Genomic DNA, 14,814 nt, shown 5'->3' with positions numbered 1-14,814 from the left:
ATTGCGCTTTTGGGGGCTGCTGTAAACCAGCCTAGAGGTTCGTGGTTGGCTTGCCAACTGCAGGGCTACCAAAAGCCCGCCCTGTACTGCGAAGTAGTCAGGGTCGGGTAGTTTACAGCGCCAAGCCCACGACGAGGATCGAACTCGTGACCTCCCCCTTACCAAGGGGGTGCTCTACCACTGAGCCACGTGGGCAAAGCCGATGGTGGGCCGAGTTGGATTCGAACCAACGTAGGCGTAAGCCAGCGGATTTACAGTCCGCCCCCTTTAACCCCTCGGGCATCGACCCGTTGACACCGGTCCTTCATCATAGCAGAAGGTGTTGCGTAAGTCAGACACACTCCCACTGTGCCAATTGTCAGCCATCTCAAAACCGAGGAGTCAGAGTCGAAGCGGAACGAGGCAGCCCCAGAGCTGGGTATAAAGGGATCGGGTTAGGGCTGGGCACTTTTCAAGACAAACTGAATAAGGAACTTGATATCGTTTAAGACAGTTTTCTGACTCCTGACCATGATTTCGACCCTCGGCACTCCCACCCATCCAGAGCAGACCCTTTCCCCCAACCAGTCTTTGCGCCCCTTGACCAGCCGTATCAACAGCCGGGGGCACTTGGAAATTGGGGGGTGCGACGTGGTGGAGCTGGTGCGCCAGTTCGGATCCCCTCTCTACATCCTGGACGAATGGACGCTGCGCCGCGCCTGCCAGCTTTACCGCGACACCTGGGCCCGCTGCTACGCCGGGGGATCCCGGGTTTTGTACGCCACGAAAGCCTGGAATTGCCTGGCCATCTGTGCATTGGCGCTGCAAGAAGGGCTGGGGTTGGATGTGGCTTCCGGCGGGGAGCTGTACACAGCCCTGCAGGCGGGGGCCAAAGGTGAAGATCTCTATCTGCACGGCAACGCCAAGTCTCTTGAGGAGCTGAACTTAGCCCTGGAGACAGGCTGTACTGTGGTGGCGGATAGCCTGTACGAGCTGCAGCAGGTCTCGGCCCTGGCCACACCCGCACGGCCAGCGCGGCTGCTCCTGCGGGTTAACCCTGGTATTGACGTCCACACCCACGAGTACATCCGCACCGGACAAACCGACAGCAAATTCGGCATCGGCCAATGGCAACTGCCGGAGGTGTTTGACTTTTTGGCAGCCCATCCCCAACTGCAGTGCGTTGGGCTCCATGCCCACATTGGGTCACAGATTTTTGATCTACAGGGCCACCGCGACCTGGCGGGGGTGCTGGCCCAGATCTGGCGGCAAGGGCTGGGCAGAGGGTTGCCCCTACAAGAGCTGAATGTGGGTGGGGGCCTGGGGATCCGCTATATCGAATCCGATGATCCCCCCTCCATCCCGGAGTGGGTGGAAACTGTGGCAACGGCGGTGCAACAAGCCTTTGCCCAGTCCGGGATCCCTTTGCCCAAGGTGCTCTGCGAGCCTGGACGATCTGTGATTGGGCCGGCTGCCGTGACCGCCTACACCCTGGGAGGGCAAAAGCGGATCCCTCCCAGCGATGACCTGCCCCAGGGACGCACCTACATCACCATCGACGGTGGTATGTCCGACAACCCCCGCCCGATCACCTACCAAGCCCGCTATACCGCCCTTCTGGCCAACCGACCAGAGGCAGAGGCCACGCAGCGGGTAACGGTGGCCGGCAAGCACTGCGAGTCGGGGGATGTGCTGTTGAAGGATGTGCTTCTGCCCGCCCCAATGGCAGGAGAAGTGTTGGTGGTTTTGGCGACGGGGGCCTACAACTACAGCATGGCTTCCAATTACAATCGCTTCCCTCGGCCAGCCGCGGTGCTGGTCAACGAGGGAGAGGCCCAGTTGATTGTGCGGCGAGAAACTTATGCCGACTTAATCCGTCAAGATGTCTTGCCAGAGCGGTTGCTGCGTTGAAGGGGAAGTTTGCCCATACCCATCTGGTCAGTAGAGGCACAGCCTTTCCTGGCAGCGCCGACCGCAGCCAACGCACCTCATGCGAGAAAGACTGGAAGACAGCCAAGAGGTGAGTGGTAGGCTGGTCTGGGGGCCGCAGTCCAACAGGGGTTCTGAGGTGCAGAACGGCACAGTCAGAAGGCCCGCAATGAGGGGAGCGTGAACGGGGTTTTTCGCCATGCTGGCGGCCTTATGGGCTTGGCTACAGCAGTTTAACTTTCTCAGCCTCTTGGACTGGGCTCTGGCTGTCTTTCTGTTGGCTTTGGCTCTCTACTACACCCGCGAAAGTCGTGCTGGGGTGCTGGTGAGGGGATTTATAGTGCTGCTGGTGCTGTACCTGGCCACAGCCTCTCTCCCCTTGGTTCACCTGATCTTGGATCGCCTGCTCCTGGGCGCAGCTGTAGCCATGGGCGTGCTCTTTCAACCGGAGTTTCGGCGGCTGCTGGAGCAATTGGCAAGAGCCATCCGCATGGAGTGGCCGAGCAACGCAGGCGATGACGAGGAGGATCCTGAGGAAGATTTGGTGGAAGAACTGGTGCAAGCAGTGCGAGAACTTTCCCAAAACCGCACAGGAGCGCTGATTGTGATCGAGCCGGAGCAGCCAATTGACTCGCGGGTATTTACCGACAAAGGAGTACCTCTCCAGGCGCGGGTGTCGCGGGAGATCTTGCAGACCATTTTCCAGACTTCAACTTTGTTGCATGATGGGGCTGTGGTCATCCATCGGAATCGCATTCGCGCAGCGGGGGTCATCCTGCCGGTTTCGGAGCGGGCCGCCTCTCGACAGCTGGGCACACGGCACCGCGCTGCGATGGGGATCACAGAGCAGACCAATTGCTTGTGTATTGTGGTCTCAGAAGAAACGGGATCCATTTCCCTGGCGGAGGGTGGGCGCATCGAGCGGCCTCTGACCAGTGCCAAGTTACACGAACTGCTGGTACAGCGGTTGCGCAATCCCCGCGATGCCAAAAAACGAGATGCTCCGCTAAAGGGATTGTGGGCCCACCCCTGGTTTCGCAATGGGCCGCTGCGCTGGTGGGGATCCCTTGTCGATCTGACTAAACTCTTTCGCAAACCTGAGAAAACCCTCCCCGAAGACTGAATCTCCATGACCCTTTCTCCTGCCCATCTTCTGCAGTTGCCTGCCGACCTAGATCCGCAGTTGTTGCCCCGCCATGTGGCGGTGGTGATGGATGGCAACGGGCGTTGGGCGCAAAAACGGGGCTTACCCCGCAGTGTTGGGCATCAGCGAGGGGTAGCGGCCCTGAAGGAGCTGCTGCGCTGTTGTGATGACTGGGGGATCCCAGCCCTTACCGCCTATGCCTTCTCCACCGAGAACTGGGGCCGGGCCCGCGAGGAGGTGGATTTTCTCATGACTTTGTTCGAGCAGGTGCTGTGGCAGGAATTGGGGGAAATGGTGCAGCAGGGGGTGCGCATCCAGTTTGCCGGCCAGTTGTCGGCTCTGCCCCACTCTCTGCAGGAAACCATCGTGCATGCGGTGGAATGCACCCAGCACAACAAGGGCATTTGCCTGACGGTGGCCCTCAACTACGGGGGACGACAGGAGATCCTACAAGCCTGCCGCTCCATTGCCACCTTGGTGCAGCAGGGGCTGCTGCAGCCGGATCAGATTGACGAGGCCCTCTTTTCCCAATTTCTCTACACCACCGGCTTATCGGATCCTGATCTGCTGATCCGTACCAGCGGCGAGATGCGCATCAGCAACTTCCTGCTCTGGCAGATGGCCTACACCGAGCAGTATTTCACCCCCATCCTCTGGCCGGATTTCGACCGAGCCGCTTTTCACCAAGCCTTGCTTAGCTATCAGTCGCGGCAGCGGCGGTTTGGCAGGTGAGGATGATCCCTGGTTGGATATCCGTTGCCAACCGGCAGCTAGCGCAGAAAGCTGGTCACCAACCACATCACCGTAAACGTGATCCCCACCAACAGCGCACCAGGAGCATCGCCACCGGTGAGAGGAAGGGCAATGCCGTAGGCCAACATCAGCCCCAGGCTCAGGCCCGCCAGGGCCAAGAGAAAAGCGCGAATGAAGCGGCGCTCTTTGCGGTACAGGAAATAGATACAAGCCATCAGCCCCAAGGCCAGTTGCAGCGAGGGGTACTCATCGGGAGCCAGGATAACCCAACCCCCCAGCCCACCCAGCAGCGCCGCAGGCCAGAGGGCATCGGCGGTAGAGGGGGTATCCAACCAGCGGCTGACCCAGGGGGGATTTTGGGCAGCAGGGCGAGGCAAACTCAGCTCCGGCTCAGGATGGGCAGCCCGTTGTTCGGCGTAGCGAATGCGATCGGGAACGGCGATTTTGCCCTCTTTGCGCAGGCGCAGGCGCTGCATCAGGATGGCATCGTAGGCTTGCTCCACCCGCTCTTGCTGCTGTTCATCGGCGCCCAAGCTGGCCAGGAGCCGAGCCCGCGCCGATTGAATCTCTTCAAAAGAGGCTTCTTCGCTAATTCCCAACACCTGATACGGACTCATCTCAGCCATAGCGACCAGCCCTGTAACTCTTTATCACCTTAACCCAGCCTGCCCGACCTTCGATCCGGCTACGTGACGGGGATCGACAACGGGGATTGAGTTGCCGCATTCCCCAAGGCTACGGATTTGGAGATGGAGGCAAGCTCCGTTTGTAGACATCGGGCCACATACTCAACCGCAGCGTAGGTGGTGGCTTTGCCAAGGCTAAGGCGAATGGATCCCAGCGCCTCGGCTTCTGAGTGGCCCATGGCCAAGAGGATGCGGCTGGGGATCAGTTGGCCGCTGCTACAGGCGGAGCCGGCGCTAATGGCGATCCCCTGGCGGCTCAGAGCCCTGACCAGCACATTCCCCGGGATCCCTGCGGTGCAGTAGCTGAGGTGGTGGGGCAGACGCTGCTCCAAATCCACAGGGCCGGTCAGCCGCAAACCGGGCACCTCCGCCAGCAACTGGGCCAAATGCCGTTGCAATTGCCGCAGGCGGGCCGTTTCTTGAGATAGCTCTTGGGCCGCCAAAGCTGCCGCCACTCCCAAGCCGACAATGCCCGGGATCCCTTGGGTGCCAGCCCGCAGCCGCCGTTCTTGCCCACCCCCCCGCAGCAGCGGTCGCAGCTCCACCCCTGGGCGCACGTACAGCGCCCCCACCCCCTGGGGCCCGTAGAGTTTATGCCCGGAAAGGGAGAGCAGATCCACCGGCAGTTGCGCCAGATCCAGCGGGATCCGCCCCACCGTCTGCACAGCGTCGGTGTGGAAGAGCACCCCCGCCTGGCGACAGATCTGACCCAGCTCTGCAATGGGCTGCAGGGATCCCACCTCATTTTGGCCGTGGACGATGGAGACCAAAACGGTATTGGGTTGCAGCGCCTGGATCAAAGTCTGGGGATCCACCTGGCCGGCGGCGTTCACCAGCAGACGGGTGACCTGCCAGCCTTGGGACTGCAACTGGCGGGCAGCATTCTCCACCGAGGCGTGCTCGACGCTGGAGATGATGAGATGTTGGGGAGTAGAGTAGCGCTGGGCCACCCCAAACAGGGCCAGGTTGTTGGACTCCGTCCCGCCTGAGGTAAACAGCAGCGCCTCCGGCTCACAGTTAAGCAGCTCGGCCACCTGCTGCCGCGCCCGCTCCATGGCCATGGCGGCCCGTTCTCCCCACCCGTGCAAGCTGGAGGGGTTGCCCCAGCTTTCCTGCATCGCCATCTGCATGGCCTCGATCACCTCAGGCCGAGGCGGAGTGGTGGCGCTGTGGTCAAAGTAGAGGGCAGGATCCAAACGCAACATGCCAGCTCGACCAGCCGGGGCTCCGTGTTCCTATCTTAAGATCCTTGGCCAGTGTTGCCCAACGCTGGCAGCAGCTTCCCCTTGTTGAGGCCAAACCCGCTGGAGGCAAATTGAGCCTGCCTACTTGAAAAGACTAGTACGCTGGCGGTGCATCACCACCGATTCCACCAAGCCAATGGCCAGAAAATTGGTCAGCAGAGCCGAGCGGCCATAACTTAGAAAAGGCAAAGGCAAGCCGGTAATGGGGGCCAGGCCGATGGTCATGCCGATGTTCACCACCGCCTGAAAGAGGATCATCGCCAGCACCCCAATGGCAATCAGGGATCCAAAATTGTCCTTGGCCCCTTGGGCAATCCAGATCAGCCGCGCACACAGGATCCAAAACAGGATCAGCACCGTCAGGGTGCCGATAAAACCCATCTCTTCCCCAATGGCCGAGAAAATAAAATCCGTGTGCTGTTCGGGGATGAAGTCCAGCTGGGTTTGGGTGCCCTGCTGGATACCGCGGCCCCAGAGGCCGCCGGCTCCGATGGCAATGCGGGATTGAATGAGGTGATAGCCGGCTCCCCAGGGCTCTTGCATGGGATCGATAAAAATCTCCAGCCGCCGCCGCTGATAGGGCTTGAGAAGGTGCCAAGCTAGCTGACCCAACTGCCCCGAGAGCAGGTTGATTACCCCAAAAGTTACGGCCCCCGTCCACTGCCAGGGGAGACGCCAAGCAGCCAACCCCGCCATTCCCAGACACCAGAGCAGCCAAACCCAAAGCATCCAGCTCAGCTCTGGGCGAGTGTGTAAGCCATAGAGAATGGCTCCCACCCCCGGCGACAGGAGCAAGAGGATCCAACTGCCCTTGGCTCCGGCCCAGTAGAGCATGACCAGGACAATCACCACAAACACCAGGGCAGTGCCCAGGTTGGGCTGCAGGAAAATCAAGATCCAGGGAGGAGCAATGACGGCAACGGCCACCCAAATCTGGCTGAAGTACTTGATCGGCCAGTGGTGCAGGAGAGCAGCCAGGGTAACAATTACCCCCAGCTTGGCAAACTCAGAAGGCTGCACCTGAAAGCCAGCGATGGAGAGCCAGCGCTCCGCCCCTCCCCCCGCCGTGCCGAAAAAGAGCACTGCAATTAAACCTGCCAAGGTCAGGAAGTAGGTGAACCAGTGCCAGCGCAAAAGCCGCTCATACGGGATCCGGGCTACCATTCCCAAAAACACCAGGCTGATCCCGGCCATGATCAACTGCTGTACCCAGTAGTGGCTGATGGGACGCTCCCAGACTGCGCTGCGGATGGCAAGAATGCCGATGCCTGTCAAGGCCAGCACCGTGGCCAGCAACATGCCATCGAACTCGCGCCAAGGAGCCAAGATCTGCCGCAGAAGCTTTTTCCACCTAGGCTGAGAAGACACCTTTGGGTCAACGTTGCCCAGCAATAGACCCCATCCTCCAAAGCAAGGCCAGCACCAGTTTGACATGCCCCTTGCCCCACTGGCTCACTCTCGACCCCTCTCCCACGGGGGGAGCTATTCCCAGCTCTGCAGTTGCCCTAGCCAAGCGGAGAGGCGGGATCCCACCTCTTCTCGACGCCCTTCAAGATTGGCTGCCGTCCAAATCAGAAGCAGGCCCAGCAGGATCCCAGTGGCCCAGAGCAGCAGCGCATCAGTTGTTACCAACAGCCATCCCTGCCGCAGGATCCCCAGCCCAAAGGCCAGCGTGCCCACGAAGAGATAGGCTCTTACCCGCAAGGCCAAGCCCAGCAGACCCAAGGCCAAACCCAACCCTACCGGCCAAAAGCCCGTCCACCGTTGCCCGTGAGTTTCCACCAGCACCACCAGCAGCCATGTGCCCAAGGAAACCAGCCGCAGCCAATGCCGCCCCCGCCGTCCGTTGGTTTCCTGTAATCCCGGATCCACCTGGGCCACATAGAGCAGGGATCCCACCAGGGGCAGGGCATAGAACGTCAGGGAAGCCCAATCCTGATGCCAGCCGTAACTCCACAGGATCCAGTTGCTCAAGAACAGGCTGACATAGCCCAGGCGCACTTGGGATCTCCAGATAGCCAGCAGGGCATAGTAGGTTGCCCCCAGCAGCAGATTAAGGGTGTTATTTCCTCCCGCGGTTACCAGAAAAGCGGCCAGGGGCAGCACCAGGGCTGTATTCTGCCAAGGAGCCGCCGGCCAGCCCCACCGTCGCCAGGGCAAGCCATGGTAAACCAGCCCCAGCCCACAGAGCAGGGATCCGGCCCATCGCGCTATGGATAGCTGCGGCAGCCCCAGGAACACACCGCCCAGCAGAACCCCAGCTCCTTGCCATGCACTGAGGTAACCCCAGACCGTTGGCACCCAATTTTGCTCTGTTGGAGATTCTAGAGTTGAGGTTCTCGCCTGTCCGGCGGCATAGGCCACCAGGCCGGATCCCGTCAGCACCCAGAGGAGCTGTCCCCAACGGCTGAGGCGAGGATCGAAAAGGGCAGACCAGAGGACAAGGCTGGCCAGAGCCCAGTTGGCCAAGGCCATCCAGCGCAACCCAGCTCTTTTAAGCTGCAGGGTCGCCGCCAGCCAAGGGGGACAAAAGCCGTAGCCCCAGGCCAAGCTCAGCCCTAACAGAGCGATCAACACCAACCCATTTGCCAGGGATCCCCCAGTTCGCTGGCTGAGGAAGTAAACCCAGCTCTCGTAGGCGGCCACAGACACGCCCCAAGCGCCCAGGAGCCCTTTCCAGTTGGCAGGACGGAGGTCTTCCCGGCCTTGCTCTTGCGCCCGTTGGACCGCCTGTCGACGCCCCAGGCCCAGCAACACGATGGAGAGACCTAAGCTGCCCAAGCCCGTTACCTCACTCCACTGGGCATGGGATCCCAGCCAGCCCAACCCTGCATAGATCAAAGGCCCCGTCCGCCAGAAGCTCAGGGCCCTGACCTGTTGCAGGAGCTGCCCCCCCAAAGACTTTGTCCCGCCAGCGCGAGCGGCCCCCTCAAGCAAGAGTTTTTCCGGCCCAATCCAAAAGAGGATCCCCAGGCTCAGATTGATGACGGCAAGCAGAGGGGCAACAGGACGGGATCCCTGCACAGCCCACAACACGCCGCTTGCCGCCAGTAGCTCCAAAGCCCAGCCCAGCCCGTACAACAACCCATCCATCTGACCCTTGATCTGGCCAGATGAAAGGGCTTGGGCAATTTCAGGGGCATCCCCTGTCGGAGAGGACTCCGTCCCGCTAGCGCTAGGGGGGAGGGTCGGAGAGGATCCCGTCTCGGCAATGGGAGCAGAGAAGACCGGAGCAACCTCTACCCAAAGTCGGAGACCAATGGCCAGCCAGGTAACCCCAGAGGCCAGCGGTATGGCTGCCGAGAAAGCAGGGGGCGAGGAAGGGGTGAAGAGGGCCGCCGCGGTGGGCAACGTTAGGGAGAGCAAGAGCACCAACCCCAAGGGTATACCCCAGCCATCCAGGGCTGGCCGGTAAGCAGCTTGCAGGCGAGAAGAGAGGTGCCGGATGCCGTAGCGACAGCCGCTCAAGAGCAACAGCAGCGCTGCCAAGACCAGCAGCCATTCCGCTTCCGTAAGTGTCGGCAAGAGCCGGCTGATCCCCACCAGGCCGAACCCTGAGCCGAAGGCCACCGCCAGCAGGGCTTCCCCCTCTGCTCCAGGAGTAGGGGAACTTGGCAAGGGACAAGCCCATAGCCACACCTGGGTAGCTAGCAGCAGCAACCCCAGCCCTAGCCCGAGCAGATCCGGGCCCGGCCTGCCCAAGGTGAGCAACTGCACCATCACCAGCGAGAGCACGGCCCAAAGACGCAGGGATCCCCGCACTGGGATCCCCTGCTGCCAGGAAAGGGATCCCAATCCCCCTTGCTCTGGGCTCTGCAGCCAGCGGGGCATGAACTCCAGGGGGGGCAGGGCCAATACCTGAGCTGCCGTTAAAGCAAGAGGCACCAGCAGCCACAGCCAGCCCATGGATTGTTCACCAGTCGCAGACGAATCAAGGAACCGTTGCAGCAAAAACGCCAAGTAGCTGGATCCCACCAGCACCAGCCCTATGCCATCTGCACTTCGCTGCCACAGCCCCACGGGCAATCCCCAAAAGCGCTCTGACCCACCCAGAGCTACCCGCCCTGCCCATTGCAATAGGCCCACCAGCAGCAGAACCACTCCCCAACTGGACAAGCTAGTGCTCCGCACCGCTGGCGCGAACAAGTCGGGCAAAAGCCAGCGGATCCCGGCTAGCAGTGCCCCCACTCCGTAGGCGTGGGTCAGGAGTACCCAAAGAAAGTTGGGAGTTTCTCCTGATCTGGACTTTTGTTGTAGCCACCAGGCCAGGATCCCGGCGCTCAAAAGCAAGTGCCAAAAGCGAATGGCCGGATAGGGAAGGCTCAAGAGCAGCAGGGATCCCCCTAGCCCCAAAACCAAGCGCTCTGTTGGTTCTACCAGCCTAGAAAAGCCTGTCTCGCCGGCTTCTGGAGTGCTCCTCTGCCAGCGGGCCGCCAACCCCAGCCACAGCACCTCGTAGGGCAGCAGCGCCAACCCCAGCAAGCCCCAAGGGGAATCAAGGGGCTGAAACCAGTTGGTTACTGTAGCTACAACCTCTTGCCGCCAGCTTGCTGGCCACACCTGCCAAAAAGCCCAGCAAGTTTCCAGGCCCAGCAAGAACAGCAACGTCAAATGCACCCTAAGGACTTCGTCCCGCTGGGGCGACTGGGTGTGTCGGCGCAAGCGCCCGATTAAGACATGGATCCCCAGCAGGCTAATCCCCAGCAACTGCCAGCCGCTGAAAGGGCTCTCCGCCAAGCCAATGGCAGCCAGCAGCCAGCCCACCACCAACAGCACCCAGCTCCCCTCCCACCAGCGGGAGAGCGTCCCCTCCTGAGCGCCTTCTGCTACGACGTCCGGGGATCCCTGGGGCCATTCCGCTGCCAGCCAACCCAACAGGGCCACCGCCAACCCCAACTGCGACACTTGGACATGCCCAGACAGCAGCCCCCGTAGGATTAACAGGGATCCGGCAGCCCCGATTAGCCAGATCTTGGAGCCCCGTAATTCCTGAGACCGGCGGCTCCAGGTGTAAATCACGGTGCTGAGGATCCCCAGATACAGGATCCCCAGGACAAAAGCAGGGCGAAGCTCCTGCGGCCCCAAGCTCCAGAAAGCGTGCAAGCCAGAGAGGACCAAAAAGTTCACCAAGGTTCCGTAAAAGGCATTGGAAAAGGCATTGGGCTCCACACCGCTGTCGCGAAAGCCGGCACCTGAACCCAGCGAGCGCACCCGACCCTCAGCCGTCAACGGGATCCCCAGCAGCAAGCCCAGCGCCAGGATGCGGATCCCCCAAAGGATCCCCAGCCCATCCAGGGCCCACACGTTCACCGGCACCAGCAGCAGGGCAATAGCCTCCAAGGTTTGACCGGTTAGACGCAGCCCTTCCTGCCGTTGGATCCATCCAGCACCTACCCCAAAAGCCGCCGTATAGGCCAAGAGCACCCCATACTGAGCAGTTGGAGAAAATTGCTCCCAGTGGCTGGCCGCCAGCACCCCCGAGGACACCACCACCAAAAACAGGCCCAGCAGCAACAGCCAAGCCACGCTCAGCTCTGACAGCAAGTTCCGCAGCAAAACAGCCAGCGCCGGGGTAGGGGGGGGCAAGGACTCCGTCCGAGTAGCGCGAGTGGATTGAGGGGCAGCTTGGGGCTCTTCTCCCCCCTCGACCGCAGGTTCCTCAACCCCAGATCCGGCCAGGCGAGCATTTCTTTCTCGCACCATCCCCGGGATCCAAATCAAATCCAGGAGCTGACCGATCCCCAGCAGCCCAAAGGTCAACAGCCAGAGCAAACCCGTCCGCCAGCGGCCCAGATAAAAACGGTGCAGGCCACAGATGCCAAACAAACCCAAAATCCAGAGCACGTAGGCCGAGCCAAGACGAGCCGGGATCTCGTCGCTGGGGGAAACTGCCGCTGACCTTGGTTCCTCCCCCTCTAGCCGATACTGCTCCACCAGCAAGCGAAAGTGCTCTGGGGTCAGTAAGCCCAGCTCCAGCCAAGCTCGCAAACCTCGCAACACCTGCTGCCGGGATCCCCGAACGGTGAGCTGCAAAAGGACGTCGTCCGAGGAGCGCGAACGGTCAGATTGCGGCTCCTCTGTTCCTGAGGGCGGAGCGCGATCCTGGGATCCCATGGCCGGACTCCTTGAGCAAAAAGGCTTGGGGCCACTGCTACTCTAAGCCTTGCTCTGTCCGGTTGCCATGCCGTTCTCAAATCCTTCTCCTGCTCCGGCAGAGTGTCAGTTCCTGCTGATGCGACCAGCCCTCTAAACCTCAGTTGGGATCCCTGGAATCTCGCTGCTGTTGGTGACGGGGAGTGTCATCATCTGCCCCAGCCGCGAAACGGTGAGCTCCGCCGCCGGAATGGGCTCCGAGACCTGTCCGCCGCTGAACACCATCACTCGGTCGCTGTACTGCAGGATCTCGTCCAAATCCGCCGAGGCAAAAAGAATAGCCGTACCCGCTTGGGTGCGTTCCAGCAATTGCCCCCAGACCCACAGCGCCGACTCAATGTCCAACCCTCGCGTTGGGTGCTCCATCAGCAAAAGACTCAGGGGTGTGGGCAAGAGAGCCAACTGACTGCGCTGTTGGTTGCCCCCCGAGAGTTGCTCCACCCGGCTGTAGGGGTGACCGCGAATGCTGAAGTGTTCGATGGCCGCTTGGGCCTGTTGACGGGCCAGAGCCCAGTTGATCCAGGGATCCTGCTGCTGGAGGGCAAAATGCTCCTGCAACGTTAGGCCGGGGATCAGCCCTTCCCGCAGCCGATCCGCCGGAGAAAACCCCACCCCACAGCGCAGGTAGTCGCCGTAAGGACGGCCTGTCATCTCCTGCCCCCCCAACAGAATCCGGCCACGCCTGGGCGGCAACAACCCTGCACAGGTGAGCAGGAAAGAGCGTTGCCCACTGCCTTCCAAACCGGCCAACCCAATCACTTCCCCCGGCTGCACCGCCAGATCTGGCAAAGCCAAGGCAAACGGCTCATGCCGCACCACCAGGGAGCGCAACTCCAACAGGGGATCCGCCCTCCTTTGCGGAGAATGGGGCCGAGCCGGGGGTGCCAACTCCCGCCCGAACATCCAATCGATCAACCGCTGTTCCAGCAGGGCAATGTCCTCACCTCTAACAGGCAGCTCCCCCACCACCTCCCCCTGCCGCATCACCGTCACCCGATCGCAAAGGCACTCCACATCGGCCAGCTTGTGGGAGACGAAGATCACCGATTTGCCCTGCTCCGCCAACCTTCTCAGAGCCGCGAACAGAAGATCTTTTTGCGCTGCAGAAATGCCCGTCGTTGGCTCATCCAAAATCAAGGTGTTGATCCCCAGGGAAAGCAACCGCAGCATTTCCAGTTGTTGCCGTTCCCCCACCGTCAAACTGCCGATGGCTCCATCGGGGTTGAGATTGAAACCAAACTCTTCACAGGCTTTCTCGAGACGTCTTCGGCTTTCCCGCAGCCCCAAGCCCAAGCGCCCTCGTTGCCCGGCAATAAAGTTTTCTAGTACCGTCAGAGAAGGAAAATCCAAGGGATCCTGGTGCAACATGCCAATGCCCAGACGAATGGCCGCTGCAGGGCTGTTGATGCGAACCGGTCGCCCATCAATCCAAATCTCCCCCTGATCGCAGCGCAGAAAGCCGCTCAGGATCTTAACTAAGGTACTTTTGCCGGCCCCGTTTTCCCCAAGCAGGCCGTGGATCGTGCCCGCCTCCACCCGTAAGGACACATCGCGGTTCGCCTGTACCGCCCCAAAACGCTTGTGGATGTGCAGCAGCTCGACCTTCATTCTGCTCATAGTAACCTGCCTCCCCAGAAAATCCCCAAGAATACAGTTGCTGAGGTTGCAAGTGCTGGTGCTACGATAGCGGCAGCTCGCCGTTAGGCGTTGGCTGCGGACGAGTTCAGCATCGATCTGTGGTTCGCCCTGCCCCTCTTCTCCGCCCTTCCCCCCTGCCACCCATCTCGGATAGCAACCGCCTCAAAATCTTCTCAGGCAGCGCTAACCCGGCTCTGGCTCAAGAGGTGGCGCGTTACTTGGGCATGGATCTTGGCCCGATGTTGCGCAAGCGCTTTGCCGATGGCGAGCTGTACATCCAAATTCAGGAGTCGATCCGGGGTGCCGATGTCTACTTGGTGCAGCCCACCTGCCGCCCCGTCAACGACCACCTAATGGAACTGCTGGTCATTATTGACGCCTGTCGCCGTGCCTCTGCCCGGCAGATCACCGCCGTCTTGCCTTACTACGGCTACGCTCGTGCCGACCGCAAAACGGCAGGACGAGAAGCGATCACTGCCAAGCTGGTGGCCAACATGATCACCCAGGCAGGGGCCCATCGCGTGCTGGCCATGGATCTGCACTCGGCTCAGATTCAAGGCTACTTCGACATTCCCCTCGACCATGTCTACGCCCAGCCGGTATTACAGGCTTACCTCAAGGAAAAGGGCTTGCTCGACGAAGACATTGTGGTCGTCTCTCCCGATGTGGGGGGTGTGGCCCGTGCCCGTGCCTTTGCCAAAAAGCTCAAGGAAGCCCCTCTGGCAATCATCGACAAGCGCCGTCAAGCCCACAACGATGTGGAAGTCATGAATCTCATTGGGGATGTGCGGGGGAAAACTGCCATCCTTGTGGATGACATGATCGATACCGCAGGCACCATCTCGGAAGGGGCAAAATTGCTGCGCAAGCTGGGAGCCAAAGCGGTTTATGCCTGCGCCATTCATCCTGTTTTTTCTGAGCCGGCCATTCAACGCCTGCGGGGTGGTCTATTTGAAGAGGTGATCGTCACCAACACCATCCCTATCCCTCCAGAGCAGCACTTTCCCGAGTTAACCGTTCTCTCGGTAGCCAATGTGCTGGGGGAAGCGATCTGGCGCATCCATGAAGATAGCTCCGTCAGCAGCATGTTTCACTAAAGTAAGTTTCAAAGTAAGTTTCTCCAGAGTATCGCTAGAGTAGAGTGGGTGCAGAATGGGCGCGCCTGCTCCTTTTCCCTGTGGAGATCAGCCCAACCAGGCACCCCCGATCTGTCGTGATGGACTGGGTTGAGCCAGCTCCTCGGCCAGGTTTTCCCATGTCACCTCCCATTTCTCGCTCGCCAAGATCC

The 14,814-nt window shown here is 60.7% G+C and carries 9 protein-coding genes and 2 tRNA genes; 4 read left to right on the top strand and 7 right to left on the bottom strand.

From position 1 onward, the window contains the following. Positions 1-123: 123 nt before the first annotated feature. Together NW840_RS06975 and NW840_RS06970 are read right to left on the bottom strand one after the other, a co-directional pair. Positions 124-195: transfer RNA gene (locus NW840_RS06975), tRNA-Thr, on the bottom strand. A gap of 8 nt (positions 196-203) precedes the next feature. After that, positions 204-289: transfer RNA gene (locus NW840_RS06970), tRNA-Tyr, on the bottom strand. Between the two features lie 221 nt (positions 290-510). Between NW840_RS06970 and lysA the strand changes: the two genes are divergently transcribed. The 3 genes from lysA (at position 511) to NW840_RS06955 (ending at position 3,784) form a co-directional block, all read left to right on the top strand. Beyond that, on the top strand, positions 511-1,890 hold the full coding sequence (gene lysA / locus NW840_RS06965; RefSeq protein WP_414343306.1) for a diaminopimelate decarboxylase: 1,380 nt from the start codon (positions 511-513) through the stop codon (positions 1,888-1,890). Positions 1,891-2,107: 217 nt separating this feature from the next. After that, the gene (cdaA, locus tag NW840_RS06960) at positions 2,108-3,031 is read left to right on the top strand and encodes a diadenylate cyclase CdaA (protein WP_414343304.1); all 924 of its coding nucleotides are present in this window, start codon (positions 2,108-2,110) and stop codon (positions 3,029-3,031) included. A gap of 6 nt (positions 3,032-3,037) precedes the next feature. Continuing rightward, the gene (locus tag NW840_RS06955; RefSeq protein ID WP_414343303.1) at positions 3,038-3,784 is read left to right on the top strand and encodes an isoprenyl transferase; all 747 of its coding nucleotides are present in this window, start codon (positions 3,038-3,040) and stop codon (positions 3,782-3,784) included. Positions 3,785-3,822: 38 nt separating this feature from the next. On the opposite strand, the gene NW840_RS06950 is transcribed toward NW840_RS06955, so the two are convergent. The 5 genes from NW840_RS06950 to NW840_RS06930 form a co-directional block, all read right to left on the bottom strand. Continuing rightward, the gene (locus NW840_RS06950) at positions 3,823-4,431 is read right to left on the bottom strand and encodes a CPP1-like family protein (RefSeq protein ID WP_041436527.1); all 609 of its coding nucleotides are present in this window, start codon (positions 4,429-4,431) and stop codon (positions 3,823-3,825) included. 59 nt (positions 4,432-4,490) lie between these two features. Then, complete coding sequence (locus NW840_RS06945; RefSeq protein WP_414331900.1) at positions 4,491-5,696, bottom strand: cysteine desulfurase family protein; 1,206 nt, start codon at positions 5,694-5,696, stop codon at positions 4,491-4,493. Positions 5,697-5,816: 120 nt separating this feature from the next. After that, a complete protein-coding gene (gene rodA / locus NW840_RS06940) occupies positions 5,817-7,127 on the bottom strand; it encodes a rod shape-determining protein RodA (RefSeq protein ID WP_414343301.1) in 1,311 nt (436 codons plus the stop codon). 90 nt (positions 7,128-7,217) lie between these two features. After that, a complete protein-coding gene (locus NW840_RS06935; protein ID WP_414343300.1) occupies positions 7,218-11,849 on the bottom strand; it encodes an NINE protein in 4,632 nt (1,543 codons plus the stop codon). Positions 11,850-11,981: 132 nt separating this feature from the next. Continuing rightward, positions 11,982-13,505, bottom strand: a complete 1,524-nt coding sequence (locus tag NW840_RS06930) for an ABC transporter ATP-binding protein (RefSeq protein ID WP_414343299.1) — start codon at positions 13,503-13,505, stop codon at positions 11,982-11,984. Positions 13,506-13,624: 119 nt separating this feature from the next. On the opposite strand from NW840_RS06930, the gene NW840_RS06925 reads away from it, so the two are divergent. Next, positions 13,625-14,623 (top strand): ribose-phosphate pyrophosphokinase, encoded by a 999-nt coding sequence (locus NW840_RS06925; RefSeq protein WP_011433256.1) that lies wholly within the window; start codon positions 13,625-13,627, stop codon positions 14,621-14,623. The last annotated feature ends 191 nt before the right edge of the window (positions 14,624-14,814 follow it).

This window comes from Synechococcus sp. R5-13, assembly GCF_047462015.1.
GTDB lineage: Bacteria > Cyanobacteriota > Cyanobacteriia > Thermostichales > Thermostichaceae > Thermostichus.
This window is presented reverse-complemented; position numbering and strand designations above follow the sequence as displayed.